Genomic DNA, 23,588 nt, shown 5'->3' on the forward strand with positions numbered 1-23,588 from the left:
ATTCACTGTGTCGCCGCCTTCCTGCAACTCGAATTATTTAAGGTATAACTAATGACATAATAGGGTGCCTAGCATCCCCTAATTCTCCCACATTGGAACCCCATGACCAAATACAGTCTTCGTGCACGGATGTTGATACTGATTTTGGCACCGACGTTGATGATCGGGCTGCTGCTGAGTTCGTTCTTCGTCATTCATCGTTACAATCAGCTGCAGTCGCAGTTGGCCGATTCGGGCACCAGTATCATTGAGCCGCTGGCGACCATCAGCGCTTACGCCATTACCCATCGCCAGATGGACACGATTCCCGCGTTAATCAATACGCTTCATCGCCGCCACTCCGCGATTATTCGTACCATTAGCGTGTTCGATGCGCGTAATCAGCTTCTGGCAACCACCAACGTACGCAACAACGTGACATTGCAGCCGCTCAGCAGCGATGCGCTTGCACACAATAAACTGCACCTGCACCACACGAATGACGCGCTGATTCTGCACATGCCGATCGTCAATGACAGCGAATTCATGCCGGGCGGAACAACACCGGTGCTGCCCGGTACCGCCACGCCTCTCGGCTATCTGGTGATCGAGCTGGATACCAGCACCATTCGGCTTCAGCAGTATCAGGAAATCTTCATCGCCGCGCTCCTGCTGCTGCTCTCTTTGGGTGCCGCCGTCATCTTTGCCTATCGTCTGATGCGGGATGTCACCACCCCGATTCGTAATATGGTGGATACCGTTGACCGCATTCGCCGTGGGCAGTTGGATAGCCGGGTCGAAGGTTACATGCTCGGTGAGCTGGATATGCTGAAAAACGGCATCAACTCGATGGCAATGTCGCTGACCGCCTACCACGAAGAAATGCAGCAAAATATCGATCAGGCGACCTACGATCTGCGGGAAACGCTGGAGCAGATGGAGATCCAGAACGTCGAGCTGGATCTGGCCAAAAAGCGCGCGCAGGAAGCGGCACGCATCAAATCAGAGTTTCTGGCAAATATGTCGCACGAACTGAGAACGCCGCTGAATGGCGTGATTGGTTTCACCCGCCAGACGTTGAAGACGCCGCTGAACACCACGCAGACGGACTATCTGCTCACCATCGAACGGTCCGCCAATAACCTGCTGAATATTATTAACGATGTGCTGGATTTCTCGAAGCTGGAGGCCGGAAAGCTGGTGCTGGAGGATATTCCGTTCTCGCTGCACAACACACTGGACGACGTTGTGATGCTGCTGGCGCACACGGCACATGAAAAAGGATTGGAGCTGACGCTCAGTATTCAGAATGACGTGCCCGAACAGTTTGTCGGCGATCCGCTGCGGATACAGCAAATCATCACCAATCTGCTGGGCAATGCGATCAAATTCACCGAACAGGGCAATATCGATATTCGGGTGGAGAAGCGCCGACAGGAATCTCATCAGGTGCAGCTAGAAGTGCAAATACGCGATACCGGCATCGGTATCGCCGAGTTACAGCAATCGCAGCTGTTCCAGGCTTTCCGTCAGGCCGACACCAGTATTTCGCGCCGTCATGGCGGTACGGGGCTCGGGCTGGTCATCACCCAGCGTCTGGTCAAAGAGATGGGGGGCGACATCAGTTTCCAGAGCCAGCTCAACAAGGGATCGACCTTCTGGTTCCACATCACGCTGCCGCTCAACCCGCACGCTATGCCGACCGAGCCAGCCTACACGATGCTGCAAGGCAAACATCTGGCCTACGTTGAGTATCATCCCATCGCCGCGCAGGCTACGCTGGATATCCTGAGCCAGACGCCGCTTATCGTGAGCTACAGCCCGACGTTTGAGCAACTGCCGGAAGGGGAGTTCGATATCCTACTGCTCGGTATTCCCGTGCAATATCGCAATACCCTGCTCGACTACACGCCCAGACTGCGCGATATCTGCCGCCGCTCGCCCTGTGTGATTCTGGCGCTGCCCAGCCTCGCGCAAATGGATGCCGAGCAGTTGAAAACCTTCGGCGTACATGCCTGCCTGAGCAAACCGCTCGCCGCGTCACGCCTGCTGCCGCTGTTACAGGACAGTACGCTGTTCCAGCTCTCTTTTCTGCCGGACGATGCAGCACCGAATCAGGGTGTCGTACGCCATCCCGCCCGTTTGCCGCTGCGCGTGATGGCGGTGGATGACAATCCGGCTAATTTGAAACTGATCGGCACGCTGCTGGAAGAACAGGTCGAGACGATTATCCTGTGCGAAAGCGGACAAGATGCGATTGCACAGGCAGAACTGAATCAGTGCGATATTATCCTCATGGATATTCAGATGCCGGGTATGGACGGCATTTGCGCCAGTGAGCTGATCCGTCAGATCCCTCACCATGCCACCACGCCGATCATCGCAGTAACGGCGCAGGCCATGACCGGTGAGCGCGAGCATCTACTGCGTTCGGGTATGGATGACTATCTGGCTAAACCGATAGACGAACAGATGCTGAAAAGCGTGCTGACACGTCATGCACGGCAAGATCCGTTGAAGCACAGTCAGGGCGATATGACGGGATTACTGAACGAGCACGACGATAGCCAGCTATCACTCGACTGGGCGCTGGCGCAGCAACAGGCGGCCAACAAACCAGAGTTAGCGCGTGATCTGCTGCAAATGCTGTTGGATTTCTTGCCGGAGGTTCAGCGGAAGATAGAAAACGTGCTGAAGGGCCAGACGGATGATGACATCATCGAGCTGGTTCATAAACTGCACGGCAGTTGCAGCTACAGCGGCGTTCCGCGTCTGCAACGTATCTGCCGCTACCTGGAACAACAGCTGCGTAAAGGCGTTCACGCCAGCGATCTGGAACCCGAATGGCTGGAGCTGCTGGACGAAATCGACAACGTCAACAAAGCCGCCCAACCGCATATCAACCCTATGCATTCGTAATTAAGCCCTGTCTCTTCGTTACATATTATGGGGCTACAGAGACAGTTTCGTGCGCTTACAATATGGCTATTCCATGCTCCTCCGCAGCACGCGCCCGACACGGGACGGCTCAAACGCCGCTCGCCCCGTGACCCCAGGCTTTTTAAGGCGGAAATTATGCCGCTAACGCGGGGCCTTCGTCGGTATCGGGCTTTACGGACCGCTTGCGACACGTTCCCTACGTGGCGCAAGCTTTCGCCGCGTCCTGCGGCTCATCCGAAGCCCGCTATCTCCTCAGCATAATTTTTTACGCCGGATAACGGCAAAACCCACAATGTCGCTGCATTCGTATAAGAAACAGCAGCCTGACAGAGGGAGAACCTAACGCTGAACGTTTAAGGGACGAGCGCACGAAACCGTCTCTCAGTCTGCATAAAAATATGTAGATAAAAGGCACTGACTAACCGTAGCGCCATCCCATCACGATGACGATCAACGTGATACCGACTGCGCCAGTCGGATCGTGGCAGCGATATTACGTGCCGTCATCCGTACATTCTCTGCCGCATTATCTAGCGCTTCTTCTAGTGAGCAGATGTTGTAAAGCACGCTGAATACGGCATCCAGGCCATGTTCATGCACCACGGCAACATCTGCCGTCAGGCTACCGGCAATGCCAATCACCGGTTTATTATACTGTTTGGCAACCCGCGCCACGCCAATCGGTACTTTGCCGTGGATCGTCTGACTGTCGATGCGCCCTTCCCCGGTAATCACCAGCGTGGCATCTCGTACCAGTTCATCCAGCCCCAACGCTTCAGTGACAATCTCAATGCCCTGACGCAGCTCAGCACCGCAAAAGGCCTGTAGCGCCGCCCCCATACCGCCCGCCGCCCCCGCACCGGGAACGTGTTCCACGTCCATATCCAGATCGTGGCGAATCACCGCCGCATAATGCTTCAGCGCATTATCCAGCTGTTCAATCATCTCTGGCGTTGCCCCTTTCTGAGGGCCAAAAATCGCCGACGCGCCCTGTTTCCCCGTCAACGGGTTAGTCACATCGCAGGCCACTTCAAAGCGACAATTTTTAATACGCTCATCCAACTCGCTGATATCGATGCGTTCAAGTTTGTCGAGTTCACCACCGCCAAAACCAATCTGTTCGCCCTGCTTATCCAGCAACTTCGCGCCCAGCGCCTGTACCATGCCCGACCCGCCGTCATTGGTTGCACTCCCGCCAATTCCGATGATGCAGTGCCGAACACCGTGATCCAACGCGCAGCGAATCAACTCGCCCGTGCCATAGCTGGTGGTTTTTAACGGATTACGCAGTTGCGAAGGCACTCGTTCCAGACCGCTTGCCGCCGCCATCTCAATAAAAGCCGTTTTTTCATCGCCAGACAGGCCAAAGAACGCATCGATGTTATCGCCTAACGGTCCTGTCACCTTAACATTCACAATCTTGCCATCGGTCGCAGCGACCATGGCTTCAACGGTGCCTTCCCCACCATCTGCAACAGGCAATTTGACATAGCAGGCATCGGGGAATATTTCACGAAATCCCTTTTCAATCTGCGTAGCAACATCTTGTGCAGACAGGCTTTCTTTATAAGAATCCGGTGCGATCACTATTTTCATAAACGATCCGATTTCATCAACGTTCCGATTGCATCAATAATCCGCGCGCTCATGAAACGGCGCTTATACCTGCCAACGTTCAGGGCAGAAGATCCTGAAACCCAGTAGGTAGATCAGAGTGATTATCTGCCAGTCGGCTGGCATCCTGTGCCAGCCTCGTGACTATCGCTTCACGGCTTATCGCGTAACTTCAACTTTGGCCAGCTTCTCGTAGTAACACGCCAGCGCACTGTGGTCGGCCGATCCCAGATCGTCCGCTTTCAGTGCCTGCATCATTTCCATCACCGCCGCGGTTAACGGCAGCTGTGCACCAACGCCGTGTGAGGTATCCAGCGCGTTCGCCAGATCCTTGATATGCAGATCGATGCGGAAACCTGGCTTAAAGTTACGATCCATCACCATCGGCGCTTTCGCATCCAGCACGGTGCTGCCCGCCAACCCACCGCGGATCGCCTGATAAACCAGATCCGGGTTAACGCCAGCTTTCGTTGCCAGCACCAGCGCTTCAGACATGGCGGCAATGTTCAGCGCCACAATCACCTGGTTCGCCAGTTTGGTCACGTTGCCCGCGCCGATATCACCGGTATGCACAACGGAACCTGCCATAGATTTCAGAATCTCAAAGCAACGGTCAAACTGCGCTTTGTCGCCACCGACCATCACGGACAGCGTGCCGTCGATCGCTTTAGGCTCACCGCCACTGACCGGCGCGTCCAGCATCGCGATCTCTTTCGCCGCCAGTGCGGTAGCAATTTCACGGCTGGCAAGCGGGGCGATTGAGCTCATATCCACCACAATGCTTCCGGCGCGTGCACCGTCGATGACGCCGTTTTCACCCAGCACCACGTCTTTAACGTGCGGAGAGTTAGGCAGCATGGTGATGATGACATCGCACTGCTCTGCAACCTGTTTCGGCGTTTCAGCCGCTGTAGCACCCGCTGCAACCACTTCCGCGACCGCGTCCAGATTTCGATCCATCACGACTAATGAGTAACCTGCTTTCAGCAGATTTTTACTCATCGGTTTTCCCATGATGCCCAATCCAATAAAACCAATTTTCATCGCCCTAACCTCATTGTCTGATGTAGATATCACTTCAATTCACGATGAACCCGCCTCATGGCGGATCCGATTCGCACGGAATTAATGAATTACTTCTTGTACTTGTCGCTCAGCGCCTGTGTTGCGCTGCGGAACACGCCCAGATCGCTACCGACCGCAACGAAGCTTGCGCCCCATTCCAGATAGCGACGCGCATCGGCTTCAACCGGAGCCAGAATGCCGCACGGCTTGTTATGCGCCGCGGTACGATCGAAGATGTGGCGGATCGCCTTCTGCACCTCAGGATGGTTAGGCTGGCCGAGATAGCCCAGCGCCGCAGACAGGTCGCTCGGGCCAACAAACACCCCGTCTACGCCGTCAACTGCGATAATCGCATCCAGATTGTCGAGGCCGTCCTGACTTTCGATTTGCACCACGACGGTAATGTTGTCGTTAATCTTGGCGAAGTAATCCGGTTCGGTGCCATAGCAGTTGCTACGGTGCGCCACGGAAACCCCGCGAATCCCCGCGGGTGGATAACGGGTTGATGCCACCGCACGCGCGGCTTCTTCCGCCGTTTCCACGAAGGGAATCAGGAAGTTATTGAACCCAATATCCAGCAGCCGCTTGATGATGATCGGCTCATTGCACGGCGGACGGACGACGGGCGCGCTGTGGCTGCCTTTCAGCGCCATGAGCTGAGGAATAAACGTCACGATATCGTTAGGCGCATGCTCTCCATCCAGCACCAGCCAGTCGAATCCCGCCAGCCCCAGCACTTCAGTTGAAATCGGGTTGCCCAGCGCACACCAGCAGCCAATCAACGTTTTCCCCTGCAGCAAATCTTGGCGAAAACGGTTAGGTAACAGCGGAGTCTTCATTTTTTATCCTCGGTCATTCCAGCGCCGCTTGCCTGAAGCGGCGCGCTCAAAAAACGGAAAGTCAGAACGTTAGCGAACCAGACACGGACGTTTATTATCAAATGTCCACTCAGGAATAAGGTACTGCATTCCCATAGCGTCGTTACGTGCGCCTAATCCCATGTTTTTATACAGTTCATGTGCTTTCATCACCTGGTCCATATCCAGCTCGACGCCCAGACCCGGTTTCTTCGGCACTTCCACCATGCCGCCAACAATCTGCAACGGTTCTTTCGTCAGGCGTTGGTTGCCTTCCTGCCAGATCCAGTGCGTATCAATCGCCGTAATCTTGCCCGGTGCCGCCGCGGCAACCTGAGTAAACATGGCCAGTGAAATATCAAAGTGGTTATTGGAGTGAGAACCCCAGGTTAAGCCCCATTCGTGGCACATTTGCGCCACGCGAACGGAACCTTGCATCGTCCAGAAATGCGGATCGGCCAGCGGGATATCGACCGATTGCAGCGAAATGGTGTGCCCCATCTGCCGCCAGTCGGTGGCGATCATGTTGGTCGCGGTAGGCAGCCCCGTCGCACGACGGAATTCCGCCATGACTTCACGCCCGGAGAAGCCTTGCTCCGCGCCGCACGGATCTTCCGCATACGCCAGCACGTCGCGGAGCTGTTTGCCCAGACCGATAGCTTCATCCAGCGACCAGGCACCGTTGGGATCCAGCGTGATACGCGCCTGTGGGAAGCGTTTTGCCAGCGCGGTAACCGCCTCGGCCTCTTCGCTACCGGCCAGTACGCCGCCTTTCAGTTTGAAATCGTTGAAACCGTATTTTTCGTACGCAGCTTCAGCCAGACGCACGATGGTCTCTGGCGTCAGGGCTTCTTCGTGACGCAGGCGATACCAGTCGCATTTCTCATTAGTCTGGCTCTGGTAAGGCAAGTCGGTTTTATTACGATCGCCGATGTAGAACAGGTAGCCCAGCATCTCGACGGCATCACGCTGTTGACCATCGCCCAGCAGCGAGGCCACGCTGACGTTGAGGAATTGCCCCAGCAGATCGAGCATGGCGGCTTCGATCCCCGTAACGACATGGATGGTGGTACGCAGATCGAACGTCTGCAAACCACGCCCGGAAGAATCGCGGTCGGCGAACTGTGCACGTACCGCCGTCATCACGTTTTTGTATTCGCCCAGCGTTTTGCCCACCACCAGCGCAGCAGCATCCTCCAGCGTCTGACGGATTTTCTCACCGCCGGGAATTTCGCCGACACCGGTATTCCCGGCGTTATCTTTCAGAATCACAATGTTGCGAGTGAAATAAGGTGCATGTGCGCCACTCAGGTTGAGCAGCATACTGTCGTGACCTGCAACCGGAATAACCTGCATGTGGGTAATCACCGGCGTTGAACTTTGCAATGTCATTTTCTTATCCTTTCTCTCTCATTTTTCTATGTAGGGTTAGCGGCCAAAAACCGGGCGTTTACGATCAAATTTCCAACCAGGAATCAGGTACTGCATGGCGACGGCATCATTACGTGCCCCGCTCGGTAATTTTTTGTACAAATCGTGGGCTTTCATAACCTGTGCCATATCCAACTCAATCCCCAGACCGGGACGATCCGGCACCTTAATTTTGCCGTTGACGATTTGCAGTGGCTCTTTGGTCAGATGCTGCCCTTCCTGCCAGATCCAGTGCGTATCAATCGCCGTCGGATTGCCCGGTGCCGCAGCCCCCACGTGCGTGAACATCGCCAGAGAAATATCGAAGTGGTTATTGGAATGGCAGCCCCACGTCAGGCCCCACTCATCACACAGTTGGGCGACACGCACCGCACCGTGCATCGTCCAGAAATGCGGATCGGCCAGCGGGATATCGACCGCCTGTAGCATCACGGCATGGTTCATTTCACGCCAGTTGGTGGCAATCATGTTGGTCGCTACTGGCAGCCCGGTGGCGCGGCGAAATTCCGCCATCACTTCACGGCCGGAGAAACCTTGTTCGGCACCGCACGGGTCTTCCGCGTAGGTCAGAATGCCCTTCATGTCTTTGCACAACCCAATCGCTTCATCCAGCAGCCAGGCACCGTTTGGATCGACGGTGATACGCGCATCCGGGAAACGTTTCTTCAGCGCCTTCACGGCATCGATTTCCTGCTCGCCGGGCAACACGCCGCCTTTGAGTTTGAAATCTTTGAATCCGTAGCGGTCAGTTGTGGCTTCGGCCAAACGCACAATCGCTTCGCTGTCCATCGCCTGCTGGTGACGCAGGTGATACCACTCGTGCTTGCCTTTCTCACCAGATAAATAAGGTAAGTCCGTCTTCGTGCGATCGCCGATATAGAACAGATAACCGAGTACGGTGACTTCATCACGCTGTTTACCGGGCCCCAGCAGCTCGGCAACGGGAACACCCATGAATTGCCCCAGCAGATCGAGCAGCGCCGCTTCGAGTGCCGCCACCGCATTCACGCGCAGCTCAAACGTCCAGGCACCTTTGCCGAAGGAATCAAAATCAGAAGACTGGTTGCCGACATGAATGTCATGAACCAGACGGTTCATACGGGCGATTTGCTCGCCTTTCACACGGGGAATCGCCTCAACCAGCGTGTTGTAAATGACTTCACCACCGGGCGCTTCGCCGACACCGGTATGCCCGGCGCTGTCGGTTAAAATGACGAGGTTACGCGTGAAGTAAGCACCATGCGCACCGCCGATGTTCAGCAACATGCTGTCATAGCCCGCAACGGGGATGACTTTCATGTCGGTAATCACAGGCGTCGCTGAAAAGTTTGTCATGACAGGCTCCCGTCATGAATGGCGCGCACAGAATTGACGCTTAGGTTTCCGATGTGTGCCACAACGCAGGGGCGCGCTGAGGCGGATGAAAATAATTCAGTCATACAGAAATAAAAAACAGATGGTGCACCAGTAGATGATTTCATGTTGTTTTCCTACTTTATTAGCGCGACCTTGTTTTTACTCTGATTTGAACTGAACACAGCTTGTAGGGTTATCAGAATAAAAACAGGTTATAACTGTCCCGATACCGAAATAAACCGGTCAGGAAAGCGATGCTGTACCCCGTACCGCCTTACCAACCTCAGTAAAAAGTATAAGTTTTCTTATTTCACAACTCATTGGGCAATAGCACAGCATTCCCTGCCGAAATGCAGATTAAATATGTCATTATCACAGGCCAATGGGAGGTGTTTCACGAAAACCGGGGAAAGCGAATTTCCGCCTTATAAACACCGAAATACGTCCTCCCAGACGCCGATTTCAAAGAGATAACACCTGGATTTCCATGAGATAAATAAACGGCAAGCCTAATAGCGAAACGCTGCGCCATCATGCAGATAGCGCAGCGTTTTGTGTTATTGCCTATATTTAGATTAATGCGGTAACGAATAGCCTTAATTCTTAACGAACGGCTTCAATTCGATACGTTTAATATCTTTCACGATGAACAGGTAGCTAAAGATCGCAACCAGCGCATGAATCCCGACATACACCAGACCACCATTGAAGGAACCGGTCATTCCGATGATGTAGCCAATCGCAATCGGCGTCACGATACCAGACGCGTTACCGAACATATTGAACAGTCCGCCGCTTAACCCGCTGATTTCTTTCGGTGCGGTATCGGCCATAACCGCCCAGCCCAGCGCACCAATGCCTTTACCGAAGAAGGCTGCTGACATCACCGCAATAACCACCCATTCGGTTTCAACGTAGTTACAAATCACCATCGACATGGAGAGCAACATACCGAGAACGATGGGCGTTTTACGGGCAAAGGTCAGTGAATTGGTCCGGCGCATCAGGTAATCGGAAATCACGCCACCCAGAACGCCCCCCACAAAACCACAGATAGCAGGAACCGAGGCGACAAATCCCGCTTTGAGGATCGACATACCGCGAGCCTGAACCAGATAAAGCGGGAACCAGGTGATGAAGAAGTAGGTCAGTGCGTTAATACAGTATTGACCGATATACACACCCAGCATCATACGGGACTGCATTAATTGCTTGATCTGGTGCCATTTTTCGCCTTTTTCGGTCGCTTTCTTCGTCCCTTTGGCGTCCATGTTAATCAGTGCGCCACCGGCTTCGATGTAGTCCAGTTCGGCCTGATTCACACCAGGGTGATCTTTCGGATCGTGGATCACTTTCAGCCAGATGAAGCTCAGAATGATACCCAATCCGCCCATGAACCAGAACACGTGCGCCCAGCCAACGGCCTGCGTCAACCATCCCATGATCGGTGCAAAAATGACCGTGGCAAAATACTGTGCCGAGTTGAATATCGCAACGGCAGTACCACGTTCTTGTGCAGGGAACCAGGCAGCGACAATGCGGCTATTTCCTGGGAAGGAAGGCGATTCACACAAACCGACCATAAAGCGCAGGAGGAACAGAGAAATAACAATGCCCGCGCCGCTGAAGATATCGACAAAGCCTTGTAATAAGGTAAAAAGCGACCAGGTCAAGATACTGTAGAAGTAGACTTTCTTTGAGCCAAAGCGATCGAGCAGCCAGCCTCCGGGTATTTGCCCAATAACATAGGCCCAGGAGAACGCCGAGAAGATATAACCCATCCCCACCGCGTCCAACCCAATTTCCTTAGACATTGCTGAGCCAGCAATGGACAAGGTCGCACGGTCTCCATAGTTAAATGACGTGACAATAAACAACATCACGACAATCCAGTAGCGGGCGTTTGTTCTCTTTTGTATCGCGCCAGCTGCTGAGCTTACTGTATTCATGATGAACTCCTGCTTCAATCGCGGTTCGCTCATTCATTCCGAATAACAGATAACGGTGTAGGGTTATCAGAATGAAGATCAGTGGATAGTTAACATTCCCATTTTTATTTTTTTTGCGAATAGCCAGGCTATATAGCATCAGAGTAATTAGCTGACATCTTCAACTCGCAGGAACATTATAATTTTTACCTACTGACTGCTCACTAGATAAAAGCACAACATTAAAAATGTCCTTTTGAATATGTTGGTGCACTTGCACGATATAATGCGAGGTATTTCACGAAAAACACCGCCGTTCTCTTTTTACATTTATACACATTATTGTCATTTCCTCCTGAAAAAACCGTACGCAGTCAGAATGTGATCAAACTCACCGAAAATTGGTTCTTCGCCTGATAAATCCGAAACAAAAAGCGCTGGCTTAGGTCAATTGCATAATGTACGAGAAGAGAACCTCACGTATACTCGTTAGCGAGCAATGAAATAATAGCGTGATAATAGTTATCACCGCGTTTCTGATAAACCAATAATAAAGGCTTGCATCATGTCAGATAAATCAGAAAGTAATGCTGCACAAGAGCAGCCACTTTATATTAAGGTCCACGATTCTGATAATGTTGCCATTGTTGTTAATAATAATGGCTTACGTGCTGGAACCCGTTTTAATGACGATCTGGAATTAATTGAGCATGTTCCGCAAGGTCATAAAGTGGCCCTTGTAGATATCGCCAAATCAGGCGCCATCATCCGCTATGGTGAAATTATCGGGTATGCGCTGCGCGATATTGCCAAAGGAAGCTGGATCGATGAATCGCTGGTCGAGTTGCCTCAGGCTCCCGCGCTGGAAACCCTGCCGCTAGCGACCAAAATCCCCCCTGCACTGCCTGCGCTGGAAGGTTATACCTTTGAAGGCTACCGCAACGCCGACGGCAGCGTAGGCACGAAAAATCTGTTAGGCATCAGCACCAGCGTGCACTGCGTCGCGGGTGTGGTGGACTATGTCGTCAAAATTATCGAGCGCGATTTATTACCGAGATATCCCAATGTGGATGGCGTGGTCGCACTCAACCATCTTTATGGCTGTGGCGTAGCAATCAATGCCCCCGCTGCGGTGGTTCCTATCCGTACCATTCACAATCTGGCGCTGAACCCGAATTTTGGCGGCGAGATATTGGTGGTCGGCCTGGGCTGTGAAAAATTACAGCCGGAGCGCCTGCTGGAAGGAACGTCTGACGTACAGGCCATCTCCCTTGACGACACCAGCATTGTCCGCTTGCAGGATGAACACCACGTTGGTTTCAGATCGATGGTGGATGACATTCTGACGATGGCAGACAAGCACCTGCAGCGGTTGAACAAACGTCAGCGTGAAACCTGCCCGGCCTCCGAGCTGGTTGTCGGCATGCAGTGTGGTGGCAGCGATGCTTTCTCCGGCGTCACCGCGAACCCAGCCGTTGGTTTTGCATCCGACCTGCTGGTACGCTGCGGCGCAACCGTCATGTTCTCCGAAGTGACCGAAGTACGCGACGCCATTCATCTGTTAACGCCACGCGTCATCAATGAAGAAGTCGGTAAACGCCTGCTGGAAGAAATGGCCTGGTACGATAACTACCTCGACAGCGGGCAAACTGACCGTAGCGCCAACCCATCGCCGGGCAACAAAAAAGGCGGCCTAGCGAACGTGGTGGAAAAAGCGCTCGGCTCCATCGCCAAATCCGGCACCAGCGCGATTGTCGAAGTCCTGTCCCCCGGACAGCGTCCAACCAAACGTGGCTTGATTTACGCCGCAACACCCGCCAGCGACTTTGTGTGCGGTACCCAGCAGCTTGCTTCCGGTATCACCGTGCAGGTCTTCACCACCGGTCGCGGTACCCCCTATGGCCTGCTGGCTGTCCCCGTCATCAAAATGGCGACCCGCACCGCATTGGCAAACCGCTGGCACGATCTGATGGATATTGATGCCGGTACGATTGCTACCGGAGAAGCCACAATCGAAGACGTAGGCTGGCAGCTTTTCCACTTCATTTTGGATATCGCCAGCGGCAAGAAAAAAACCTGGTCCGATCAATGGGGGCTGCATAATGCACTGGCCGTCTTCAATCCAGCGCCAGTAACCTGATTACCGTTCTCCGCAGGCCAGCGTCATTATCTGGTCTGCGGATAGCGTTATTTGATCTACAATAAATTCAGCGTTAATAAAAACGAAAGAAAGGCGGTAATTAAAAGAATAAACAGCAGAGCAGCAACATTTAATTTCATTCACGCAAAGAAAAAATAAAAAAAACTTAACAAGTCATTCTTCTTAGCGTCAAATTCATCGATTCCAAAACATCTTTTAAGAAAAATCCCTATTTTACTTCCTACCTATTTTTTAATCATTTTTTACCAATTATTTATTGCTAATAAAATGAATCAATTGACAGATAATCGCCCTCATCATAAATTTACGCGTGCTGAAAAAGCGTGCTAACACTGATGAAATATTTGTTACAAAATCGCCATCACGCACAATATAGGGTAAATAGGCCGATCATTATAAATAATGCATAAAATTATTTTATATAAATGAACGAGTCACCCAAAAAATTTCAGTATACCCATTTGAATAACTTGAATATTTACACAGCAATATGCCTGACAGATTTCACGGGACGAACCATTCGGCAGCGACACTACGTTTCAACCTCTGTAATAACCAGAGCGTCTGAGGCGAGAAAAGCGGCCAGCGTGTCTGAACCTGGAAACTGAGCGGGATACGTACGCCGGGGTTTCTAATGAGATTGAATACACCTGTTACACAGCAGGAGTATCTGTTAGACATGGACACCATATTGATGTCCACGACAAATATTCACAGCCACATTACCTATGCCAACTCTGCCTTCATTACGGTTAGTGGTTTTTCCGAAGAGCAGCTCATCAATCAGCCTCACAATATTGTGCGCCATCCTGACATGCCCGTTGAAGCCTATGCCGACATGTGGTTTACGCTGAAACAAGGCGATAGCTGGACTGGGTTAGTTAAAAATCGTCGCAACAACGGTGACCACTACTGGGTTCGTGCCAACGTTACGCCGGTCTACCAGCAGGAACAGCTCGCAGGCTATATCTCCGTACGTAACACGCCCAACGCCGAAGAAATCAAGTCTGCCGAAGCGCTGTATAGCGCCGTGCAGAAAAAACAGGCAGGCAGCCGTAATTTCTACAAAGGATTAGTCGTTCGCACCGGACTCTTTTCGCCACTTTCGCTTCTGCAAAAATTGTCAGTCCGCTGGCGCCTGCGCATTGCGATCTTAGCGGTGGGCCTCATTCCCGCACTGCTTGCTTTCAGCGGTATGAATCCGCTGTGGCTGCTGGCACTGACGCTACTACTCATCGTCATCATGGATCAGTTTCTGCAACAGCAAATTGCACAGCCAATCAGGATGATACTGAAGCAGGCTCAGCATGTGGTATCGGGCCGTAAAGTAAAGCATGTCCACCTGAACCGGGTCGACGAAATTGGCTTGCTGCTACGCTCTGTTAACCAGTTTGGCCTGAACCTGCATTCGCTTGTCGACGACGTTAGTACACAGGTAAACGGCATCACCAACGTCAGCCATAAGCTGGCGGAAAACAATGTCGACCTGAATACCCGCACGGAAGAAACATCGGCCAATCTGCAACAAACTGCCGCCGCCATTGAAGAAATTACCGTTGCCGTGCAGCAGAGTGCAGAAACGGCGGCACAGGCCACCATCATGGCAGAAGCCGCCAGCGGTACCGCGCTTAAAGGTGGCAATATCATGAAGGAAACCATCGGCATGATGGATTCCATCTCCAGCGCCAGCGATAAAATCGTTGATATTATTGGCGTGATAGACAGTATTGCCTTCCAGACCAACATCCTTGCGCTGAATGCGGCCGTTGAAGCCGCTCGTGCGGGCGTACAGGGGCGCGGATTTGCGGTGGTGGCCGCTGAGGTTCGCAATCTGGCACAGCATTCCGCTTCTGCGGCCAAAGAGATTAAAACGCTGATCGATGCCAACGTTGAAAGTGTGAAACAGGGCAGCACAATGGTCGAGAACGCGGGCAAACATATCAGCGACATTGTTGATGAAGTCTTGCAGGTCTCCACCATGATCAAAGAGATCAGCAACGCAACGCATGAGCAAACCTCAGCATTGGGCCTGATCAATACCTCTATTGCGCAGATAGAACAAATGACACAGCGCAACACCGATATGGTTACGCACTCAACAGAAGCCGCTGAAGGGCTCAACCTTCAGGCAAGGCGGCTGAATAGCGCGATTAACGTGTACGGTAGTTAACTAACGTCATCTCATCCATTGCGGCAAGGGAGTAGAAAGCCCCCTTGCCCCCCTTTCTTTCCCTCCTGTAAGCGCATGTCCCCCTCGTAGTTTTGTAAGCTTTTCGTAAAGAAAAGGGCGAGACTGCCGATAATCACTGCAGAATTGACTTATTTCAGGAGGAAGTGATGGCCAATGATATCAGCCGGATTACAATGAATACGGTATCAAACGTAGCAGCGGCCTCTACGGCCAGCAAGTCTGGATCTAATACGGAGGGTAAGGCTGCATCGACGAGTGAGAGTAAAGCTGCGCCTGCTGGCAGTAGTGCTGCTCAACAAAAAATTGCCGCAATACAACATCAGATCAAACAGCTGACCAAAAAGCTAAAAGATCTGGGCACATCGGCTGCCAATGCGCAAAGTGAAGACGAGCGTAAACTCATCAAACAGCAGCAGCAGATGATTCAGGCACAAATCCAGGCGCTCTATGCCGAAATTGCCCGCATCCAAAAAGAAGAAGCGGAAAAGAAAGCGATGGAAGCTGCATCCAAAACAACATCACAACAAACTGTAAATAAAGCCCAAAAAGGCGGTGTTGATATCTACGTCTAACTGCAATATCTGGCGTATCCCTCTCTTTCTTTTTCTCCCTTTCCTGACTGATACATTTTGTTACATGAGCTGTCAGGAAAGTGAGCATTTCATGTTTCATTGCCAACAATATCCCCTTCGAGAAAGTGCTTAAATTGCCGATGCACAGGCATCTAGCCCAAGTCATTCGGGTACATCGGCATCTTTTCAGGAGGGAAAATGTCAAACACCATCAGTAGTATCAGCGTATCGACAACCACGGCAAGCAGCAGTAAAAGCAGCAACACCTCAGAGCAACAGATTGCGCAGCTCACCAAGCAGGTTCAGGCGCTTACCAAACAGGTGAGTAAACTGACCGAATCCGCTTCCAGCGCAGAAAGCGACGAAGAACGTAAACTGATCGAACAGCAGCAGCAGGCCATTCAAGCGCAGATCCAGGCGTTACAGGCACAAATTGCCCGCTTGCAGATTGTGAAAAATCGGAACAGCAGTCTGATTCCACATCTTCGGCTCAAAGTGCTAAACAAGAAGGCGTTAACCGCCCGACAGCAGATAACCAGATTAATATCTACGTGTAGTCTGCGTCAGGGATGGGGTAGCCAGTCAATGTGAAAGGTCGCTTCATTGAAGCGACCTTTTTCGTCAGAGGTTACGACAGGAAATGATAATCAGGAGCGGGACCGCTTCAGCGGCGTGACCAACCCTTGCAGACCTTCTATCTTGATTGCCAGCGTAATCTGCATCAATTCCCCTAAGCGACCTTTAGGAAATTCATCCTTGCGGGAGAACCACAGCAGGTACTCTTCCGGTAAATCGATCAGCACTCGCCCTTTGTATTTACCAAACGGCATCTGCATCGTGGCAATGTCTATCAGGTCTTCTTTTTCCATCCGTTTACGCCCCCAATAGTCGGATCATTTCCGCCTCATCGATCACTGGGATCCCTAGTTCCTGCGCCTTCGCCAGTTTAGAACCCGCAGCTTCACCCGCAATCACCATATCGGTTTTCTTCGAGACGCTGCCGCTTACTTTCGCCCCTAACGCCGTTAACCGATCTTTGGCTTCGTCGCGGGACAGAATACTTAGCGATCCGGTCAAGACCACCGTTTTCCCCGCAAATGGGCTGTCGATCTCTTCCGCATTAACCACCTGAACCGCTGGCCAGTGAATGTTAATGCCAGCGGGATCGGTCAATTCGCGGATCACGGTTTGGTTGTGCTCTTCCTCAAGGAAATGACGCACATGCGCGGCAACGACTTTACCGACATCCGGCACCGCCAGCAGTGCTTCTTCATCGGCAGCAAAAAGCGCCTCTAGCGAACCAAAATGAGCAGCCAGATTAGCCGCCGTCGATTCGCCAACGTCACGGATCCCCAACGCATAGAGGAAACGTGCCAGCGTGGTACTTTTCGCCTTTTCTAGCGCGTTGACCAGATTCGTCGCGGATTTCGGCCCCATGCGATCCAGCCCCGTCATGAGCCCAGCGCTCAGACGAAACAGATCGGCTGGCGTCTTGACGTACTCTTTTTCCACCAGTTGATCGATGATCTTATCGCCCATACCTTCCACATCCAAAGCGCGACGAGAAACAAAATGCTTCAGTGCCTCTTTGCGCTGGGCACCGCAGATCAGGCCACCGGTACAGCGCGTGACGGCCTCGCCCTCTACGCGTTCAACGTCAGATCCACACACGGGACAGGCTGCCGGGAAAATGATCGGGCGCACCGTTTCTGGCCGCTCAGACTCCACGATGCCGACGATCTGCGGGATCACATCCCCCGCTCGGCGCACAATAACGCGATCGCCAATCTGCAAACCTAGCCGCTCAATTTCATCGGCATTATGCAGCGTGGCGTTGCTGACGATAACCCCAGCCACAGCGACCGGCTCCAGACGCGCGACGGGCGTAATCGCGCCTGTCCGCCCGACCTGAAACTCGACATCGCGCACCCAAGTCAGCTGTTCCTGCGCCGGGAATTTAAAAGCCACCGCCCAGCGAGGCGCACGGGCAACGAACCCTAACCGTTCCTGCAGTTCCAGAGAGTCAACTTTGACAACCACGCCGTCGATATCAAAGCCTAACGCGCTACGTGTCTGCTCAACCTGACGATAAAAATCGAGCACCTCGGCCAGACCAGTGCACAGCTTAATTCTGTCGCTAACCGGCAGTCCCCAATTCTTGAACTGCATCAGTCGCTCCCAGTGGCTGGCGGGCAACTCACCGCCTTCCAGCAGACCGACGCCATAGCAGAAGAAGGTCAGCGGACGCTTAGCCGTAATGCGCGGGTCAAGCTGGCGCAGCGATCCGGCGGCAGCGTTACGCGGGTTGGCAAACACTTTACTCCCCGTACGACGAGCCTCTTCGTTCAGCTTTTCAAAACCGCTGTGCTTCATAAACACTTCACCGCGTACTTCAACACGACGCGGAATATTGTCACCCTCAAGGCGCAGTGGAATCGCTGCAACGGTACGAATGTTACTGGTGATATTTTCCCCGGTCGTGCCATCCCCGCGCGTAGCCGCCTGTACCAGAACGCCGTCTTCATACAACAGGCTGACCGCTAAACCATCCAGTTTCAGCTCGCAGCAGAAGGTCAGATCGTCACCGTTCTTCAGCCTGTCGCCAATTCGCTTGCTGAAGGCCAGATAGCTCTCTTCATCAAAGACGTTATCCAGCGATAACATCGGCACTTCATGGCGTACCTGCTCAAATGCCGCCAGCGGTGCGGCACCCACGCGCTGCGTGGGAGAATCGCTGGTCACCAACTCGGGGTGATCCGTCTCTAACGCTTTCAGTTCCTGCATGAGCTTGTCATATTCGATATCAGGAATTTCGGGCGCATCTTCAACGTGATATTTGTATTCGTGATGGCGTAAGACCCGGCGCAACTCCGCTACCCGCAGTGCGGCCGCATTCACTTCGGCTGGTTCTTTCTTCACTGGTTTCATACCTGTTTTATCTGACGTGTCGCCCTGTCGGCGTCGTGATTGTTATGATTCTCGCCCGTGATGTACCAAAGCGAGAATCATTAGCTTGCGGCCTAACGGCGCCGAAATCTTTCGAGCACCGTCAGTTTTATTTCATTTAAGATTTAGACGTGTTGGCTTTAATTGTGTTGATGATGTTCGTCGTGGAACAGCCGTCCTCAAAGTTCAGGACTTTCACTTCACCGCCGTTGGCCCAGACTTCTTCACTACCGGCGATTTCATGTGGCTGGTAGTCTCCGCCTTTCACCAGAATGTCCGGGAGAATGCTGGCAATCAGGCGCTGCGGCGTATCTTCTTCAAACGGCACGACCCAATCGACAGCTTCCAGCGCACCTAGAACGATCATCCGCTGCGGCAGCGGGTTGACGGGACGAGTCGGTCCTTTCAGACGCTTGGTTGAGGCATCGCTGTTTACCGCAACAATTAATCGGTCGCCAAGTTTGCGGGCGTTTGCCAAGTAAGACACGTGTCCGGCGTGCAGAATATCGAAGCAGCCGTTGGTCATCACGATCTTTTCGCCACGCTGACGCGCCAGTTCAACGGCATGCTTCAGCTGTTCTTCGGTCATTACACCAAATCCGGTGTCGGCACGGCCGCGAATAGCATTTTCCAATTCAATCGGCGTGACCGTGGACGTACCCAGCTTGCCGACGACGACGCCTGCGGCGGCATTCGCCAGGAAACAGGCCTCTTCCAGCGGGTTGCCTGCCGCCAGCGCAGCGGCCAACACACCGATTACGGTATCGCCCGCACCAGTCACGTCGTACACTTCCTGCGCCTGCGTCGGCAAATGCAGCGGTGCTTTGCCCGGCTGTAGCAGCGTCATTCCTTGCTCGGAACGGGTAATCAGCAACGCGGACAGATCGTAATCGGCCACCAGTTGCATACCGCGCTCAACCAGTTCTTCTTCCGTTTTGCAACGCCCTGCCACCGCTTCGAACTCAGACAGATTTGGCGTCAGCAACGTCGCGCCACGGTAACGGGCAAAATCCGTGCCTTTCGGGTCGATCAACACCGGAACGCCAGCCGCTTTTGCCGTCTGAATCATGGTTTGCACATGCGCTAATGCGCCTTTTGCATAGTCAGACAGCACCAGCGCGCCAATTTTTGGCAGCGCCAGTTGAATACGCTCGATGATCGGCTGAGGATCAATTCCCTCAAAGCCCTCTTCGAAATCCAGTCGGATCAACTGCTGATTGCGCGACAGCACGCGCAGCTTGGTGATCGTCGGATGCGTAGGAACCGCGACAAAGTCACACTTCACATTCACTTCGCCAAGTTTGGCATTCAGTGCGCGAGCAGCATCATCAATGCCCGTTAACCCCACCAGACGCGACCCCGCGCCCAATGCAGCGATGTTCATGGCGACGTTCGCCGCGCCGCCGGGGCGCTCTTCGATCGTATCCACCTTGACTACAGGCACCGGTGCCTCCGGTGAAATTCGGCTGGTCGGCCCATACCAGTAACGATCCAGCATGACATCAACCCACCACTAACACACCCGCTTGACGGAAATCAGGCAGCGTCACTTTCATCCTCTACTCCAGGCTTATTTCGCATAATGCGCGTAATAATATCATAGGCACGTATCATACACGCCACTGCCGCGCGGCTCTAAACCGCACGACACATTTGACCAATAGATAGAAGGAACTTACGCTCCCACCAGCCACTTATTCCAACTCACCAGCACCTGCTCCCGCTCCGCAACAAACCGATCCTTGCTGACCCGACCGGACAGCTCTTGCAAAGCCAGATGGTGCAGTTCATTGCGCATGGTGACGTAGGCCAGCTTGAGCGCATTGGCTTCGCTCTCTTCCATCACGCCATATTGCGCCATCAGTTCCAGAATACGCACATTGTCTGACCAACGGGTCAAACGCGGTTCCTGAGCGGCGTAACGCAGCATCAGATATTGGGCAATGAATTCGATATCCGTAATACCGCCCGCATCCGTTTTGATGTCAAAGAGTGCTTTATCTTTGTTCGCCAGATGCTGACGCATTTTTTCCCGCATTTCGCGCACTTCGGTTCGCAGCGTCTCCGCGTCACGCTCGGCGCACAGAATGCTGCGGCGAATAGACTCAAAGGTCTGCTGCACGCCGCTTTCGCCGTACACCATACGCGCGCGCACCAGCGCCTGATGCTCCCACGTCCATGCCTCATTGCGCTGATACTCATCAAACGCTTCTACCGTACTCACCAGCATACCCGCCGCGCCCGATGGCCGCAGACGGGCATCCACTTCATATAAAATGCCTGATGACGTCCGGGTGCTAAACAGATGCATCACTCGCTGTGCAAGGCGCAGGTAAAACTGGCGACCATCGATACTGCGTTCGCCATCCGTCATCACGTCCGAGGGACAATCCAGCAAGAATACCAAATCCAGATCGGAGCTGTATCCCAGCTCCCAGCCGCCGAGTTTGCCATAAGCAATAACGGCAAACCCACGGCCTTCACGGTGCTGCAAATGGGACGGCTGGCCATAGCGCGCCACCATCTGTCCCCACGCCTGCTGAACCACCGCCGCGATAATCGCTTCCGCCAGATACGTTAAGTGATCGCTCACTTTCATCACGGGCAGTACGCCACCGATATCCCCTGCGGCGATGCGTAGCTGCTGCGACTGCTTGAACTGGCGAACCGCTTCCAACTGCTGTTCTTCATCATCTTCAGGGACGCGCATCAAATACTGACGTAGCTCATCGGCATACGCGCCCGGTGCCGTCGGCTGATACAGCGTTGACGCATCGAGCAATTCATCCAGCAGCAGGGGATAACGCGCCAGTTGGCTGGCAACCATTGGCGATGCCGCACACAGGCGAATCAGTTGGCCGAGCGCAGCGCGAGACTCCAGCAGCAGTTCGAGATAGGTGGTGCGTGTGACGATCCCCAGCAGCAGCGGCGTCAGACGAGACAGCACCGTATCTGCTTCCTGACGAGCGCAGACTTCCGCCAGCAAACACGGCATGAGCTGATCCAGCACGTCTCGCCCGCGCGGCCCTATCGTGCGTTTCGCTACATCGTGACGGAACTCCACAATCGTCCGCATCAGCTTTTCACGCACGTTTTCCGAGAGATGCGGCGTCAGCGGAGCCAGCTCGCCATCATCCAGCGTGTCCTGCCATAGGCTGCTATAGCTACTATGTTCAGGGATATCATTATTGTCCGGCGCATCATCGCCAATCAGGTCATCAAAGACGTGACGCACCGCTTGCATATGCTGTTCCAGCATGGATTGCAGCGCGTCCCAGTTCTCGAAACCCATTCCCCATGCCAGCCGCTGCTGATTCAGCTCATCACCCGGCAAGGTTTGCGTCTGCTCATCGGCAATCGCCTGCAACAGGTTCTCTAAACGACGCAGAAACAGGTAAGAGGTACTGAGATCGAGCACCTGCTGCGGCGTTAATAATCCCAGAGTGCCGACATGCTGGAGCGTAGGCAGCAGCGAGCGCCCCTGTAACCCCGGTTCACGCCCGCCACGAATCAGTTGGAAAACCTGCGTGATAAATTCGATTTCACGAATGCCGCCCGCACCCAGCTTGATGTTGTTGCGCAGATCCCGGCGACGCACTTCGCGTGCAATCATGCTCTTCATATTTCGCAGCGACTGGATCACGCTGAAATCGATATAGCGACGGAAGACAAAGGGCTTCAGCGTACTGCGCAGTTCCTGACTGTAGGCATCGTCCATTCCTCCCATCAGACGCGCTTTGACCATCGCATAGCGTTCCCAGTCGCGGCCCTGCTCCTGATAATAATCTTCCATCGCCGCAAAACTGAGCACCAGCGGGCCACTGTCGCCAAAGGGACGTAGCCGCATATCCACACGATAAACAAAACCATCAACGGTCGGCTGATCCAGCACCTTAATGAGTCGCTGTCCCAGACGCGTGAAGAACTGCGCGTTATCCAGCTCGCGTCGTCCGCCTTGCGTATGACCATTTTCGGGATAGACGAAGATCAGGTCGATATCCGAAGAGAAGTTAAGTTCTCCCCCACCCAGTTTTCCCATGCCAAGAATCAGCAGAGGCTGAGCCACGCCCTGCGCATTGCAAGGTGTGCCCCACTCGCGACAACAGGCCTGATATAGCCAGCTTCTAGCCGCCACGATCACCACTTCTGCCAGTTCACTCAACTGACGCAGCGTGTGTTCCGTGGTACTGGTTTGCAGCGCCTGCGACCACGCAATTCGCGTCAGCATATGGCGACGAAACCGGCGCAATGCCGCCATCAACGCATTTTCATCGTTAATATCGACCAGCGCGTTATTCAACCAGTCAGCGTAATGCTGCCACTCTTCGGGCTGCGGCGGTTGCTGATGAATCCCTTGCCACCAGTCAGGATGCAGTGCAAGCGCATCGCTGACAAAATCGCTCAATGCCAGAACAGCAGAGTCACTGTCGGTTATCGGTTCATCAGGTGCGGCTTCCCGCAAACGCGACAGAGCACGCTGAGATTGTTCCGTCAGAAGCACAGGTAAAGCGGGCAAAGGAAGTATCGACATGGGGGTTCCCTTGATGC

General features: G+C 53.4%; 13 protein-coding genes and 2 pseudogenes. 5 read left to right on the forward strand and 10 right to left on the reverse strand.

Translation table 11 applies throughout. The annotated features are described in order from the left end of the window. The first annotated feature begins 102 nt into the window (after positions 1 to 102). Entirely contained in the window at positions 103 to 2,898 is a 2,796-nt protein-coding gene (barA, locus tag HP572_RS15470; RefSeq protein WP_240583674.1) for a two-component sensor histidine kinase BarA, read from the forward strand. 471 nt (positions 2,899 to 3,369) lie between these two features. Here the strand turns inward: barA and HP572_RS15475 are convergent, their stop codons facing one another. The 6 genes from HP572_RS15475 to HP572_RS15500 all read right to left on the reverse strand — a co-directional run bounded on the left by HP572_RS15475 (position 3,370) and on the right by HP572_RS15500 (position 11,191). After that, entirely contained in the window at positions 3,370 to 4,515 is a 1,146-nt protein-coding gene (locus HP572_RS15475) for a glycerate kinase (RefSeq protein WP_014916492.1), read from the reverse strand. A 177-nt stretch (positions 4,516 to 4,692) separates the two neighbouring features. Next, complete coding sequence (garR, locus tag HP572_RS15480) at positions 4,693 to 5,577, reverse strand: 2-hydroxy-3-oxopropionate reductase (protein WP_039552084.1); 885 nt, start codon at positions 5,575 to 5,577, stop codon at positions 4,693 to 4,695. Between the two features lie 89 nt (positions 5,578 to 5,666). Then, entirely contained in the window at positions 5,667 to 6,437 is a 771-nt protein-coding gene (gene garL, locus HP572_RS15485; RefSeq protein WP_119888568.1) for a 2-dehydro-3-deoxyglucarate aldolase, read from the reverse strand. Positions 6,438 to 6,506: 69 nt separating this feature from the next. Next, the gene (gudD, locus tag HP572_RS15490) at positions 6,507 to 7,847 is read right to left on the reverse strand and encodes a glucarate dehydratase (RefSeq protein WP_205551440.1); all 1,341 of its coding nucleotides are present in this window, start codon (positions 7,845 to 7,847) and stop codon (positions 6,507 to 6,509) included. Between the two features lie 36 nt (positions 7,848 to 7,883). Continuing rightward, positions 7,884 to 9,221 (reverse strand): enolase C-terminal domain-like protein, encoded by a 1,338-nt coding sequence (locus tag HP572_RS15495; protein ID WP_205551441.1) that lies wholly within the window; start codon positions 9,219 to 9,221, stop codon positions 7,884 to 7,886. 617 nt (positions 9,222 to 9,838) lie between these two features. Then, positions 9,839 to 11,191 carry an MFS transporter gene (locus HP572_RS15500; RefSeq protein ID WP_205551443.1) on the reverse strand — a complete coding sequence of 451 codons (1,353 nt, stop codon included), beginning with the start codon at positions 11,189 to 11,191 and terminating at the stop codon, positions 9,839 to 9,841. 544 nt (positions 11,192 to 11,735) lie between these two features. Between HP572_RS15500 and garD the strand changes: the two genes are divergently transcribed. From garD to HP572_RS15520, 4 genes and pseudogenes are all read left to right on the forward strand, one after another. Then, complete coding sequence (garD, locus tag HP572_RS15505) at positions 11,736 to 13,310, forward strand: galactarate dehydratase (RefSeq protein WP_014916496.1); 1,575 nt, start codon at positions 11,736 to 11,738, stop codon at positions 13,308 to 13,310. Between the two features lie 655 nt (positions 13,311 to 13,965). Further along, on the forward strand, positions 13,966 to 15,501 hold the full coding sequence (locus HP572_RS15510) for a PAS domain-containing methyl-accepting chemotaxis protein (protein WP_240583675.1): 1,536 nt from the start codon (positions 13,966 to 13,968) through the stop codon (positions 15,499 to 15,501). A 167-nt stretch (positions 15,502 to 15,668) separates the two neighbouring features. Further along, the gene (locus tag HP572_RS15515) at positions 15,669 to 16,094 is read left to right on the forward strand and encodes a FlxA-like family protein (RefSeq protein ID WP_240583676.1); all 426 of its coding nucleotides are present in this window, start codon (positions 15,669 to 15,671) and stop codon (positions 16,092 to 16,094) included. Positions 16,095 to 16,292: 198 nt separating this feature from the next. Beyond that, positions 16,293 to 16,651: pseudogene (locus HP572_RS15520) on the forward strand (FlxA-like family protein). 90 nt (positions 16,652 to 16,741) lie between these two features. Here HP572_RS15520 and HP572_RS15525 read toward each other — a convergent pair. The 4 genes and pseudogenes from HP572_RS15525 to glnE all read right to left on the reverse strand — a co-directional run bounded on the left by HP572_RS15525 (position 16,742) and on the right by glnE (position 23,571). Further along, positions 16,742 to 16,963: a DUF3820 family protein gene (locus HP572_RS15525; protein WP_039486232.1), complete on the reverse strand. Its 222-nt coding sequence runs from the start codon at positions 16,961 to 16,963 to the stop codon at positions 16,742 to 16,744. Positions 16,964 to 16,967: 4 nt separating this feature from the next. Beyond that, on the reverse strand, positions 16,968 to 19,022 hold the full coding sequence (ligA, locus tag HP572_RS15530; protein WP_240583678.1) for an NAD-dependent DNA ligase LigA: 2,055 nt from the start codon (positions 19,020 to 19,022) through the stop codon (positions 16,968 to 16,970). Between the two features lie 136 nt (positions 19,023 to 19,158). Next, positions 19,159 to 20,596: pseudogene (gene hldE / locus HP572_RS15535) on the reverse strand (bifunctional D-glycero-beta-D-manno-heptose-7-phosphate kinase/D-glycero-beta-D-manno-heptose 1-phosphate adenylyltransferase HldE). Positions 20,597 to 20,715: 119 nt separating this feature from the next. Next, entirely contained in the window at positions 20,716 to 23,571 is a 2,856-nt protein-coding gene (gene glnE, locus HP572_RS15540) for a bifunctional [glutamate--ammonia ligase]-adenylyl-L-tyrosine phosphorylase/[glutamate--ammonia-ligase] adenylyltransferase (protein ID WP_240583679.1), read from the reverse strand. Between the last annotated feature and the right edge of the window lie 17 nt (positions 23,572 to 23,588).

The sequence above is a fragment of the Pectobacterium sp. PL64 genome (assembly GCF_022477975.1).
In the GTDB taxonomy this organism is placed as follows: Bacteria; Pseudomonadota; Gammaproteobacteria; order Enterobacterales; family Enterobacteriaceae; genus Pectobacterium; species Pectobacterium jejuense.

Bases quoted from the DNA above. Each gene is read 5' to 3' on its own strand.
- glnE (WP_240583679.1), bottom strand. From the start codon at position 23,571: ATGTCGATACTTCCTTTGCCCGCTTTACCTGTGCTTCTGACGGAACAA.
- garR (WP_039552084.1), bottom strand. From the start codon at position 5,577: ATGAAAATTGGTTTTATTGGATTGGGCATCATGGGAAAACCGATGAGT.
- HP572_RS15500 (WP_205551443.1), bottom strand. From the start codon at position 11,191: ATGAATACAGTAAGCTCAGCAGCTGGCGCGATACAAAAGAGAACAAAC.
- HP572_RS15495 (WP_205551441.1), bottom strand. From the start codon at position 9,221: ATGACAAACTTTTCAGCGACGCCTGTGATTACCGACATGAAAGTCATC.
- HP572_RS15510 (WP_240583675.1), top strand. From the start codon at position 13,966: ATGAGATTGAATACACCTGTTACACAGCAGGAGTATCTGTTAGACATG.
- ligA (WP_240583678.1), bottom strand. From the start codon at position 19,022: ATGAAACCAGTGAAGAAAGAACCAGCCGAAGTGAATGCGGCCGCACTG.
- HP572_RS15525 (WP_039486232.1), bottom strand. From the start codon at position 16,963: ATGGAAAAAGAAGACCTGATAGACATTGCCACGATGCAGATGCCGTTT.
- garD (WP_014916496.1), top strand. From the start codon at position 11,736: ATGTCAGATAAATCAGAAAGTAATGCTGCACAAGAGCAGCCACTTTAT.
- barA (WP_240583674.1), top strand. From the start codon at position 103: ATGACCAAATACAGTCTTCGTGCACGGATGTTGATACTGATTTTGGCA.
- gudD (WP_205551440.1), bottom strand. From the start codon at position 7,847: ATGACATTGCAAAGTTCAACGCCGGTGATTACCCACATGCAGGTTATT.
- HP572_RS15475 (WP_014916492.1), bottom strand. From the start codon at position 4,515: ATGAAAATAGTGATCGCACCGGATTCTTATAAAGAAAGCCTGTCTGCA.
- garL (WP_119888568.1), bottom strand. From the start codon at position 6,437: ATGAAGACTCCGCTGTTACCTAACCGTTTTCGCCAAGATTTGCTGCAG.
- HP572_RS15515 (WP_240583676.1), top strand. From the start codon at position 15,669: ATGGCCAATGATATCAGCCGGATTACAATGAATACGGTATCAAACGTA.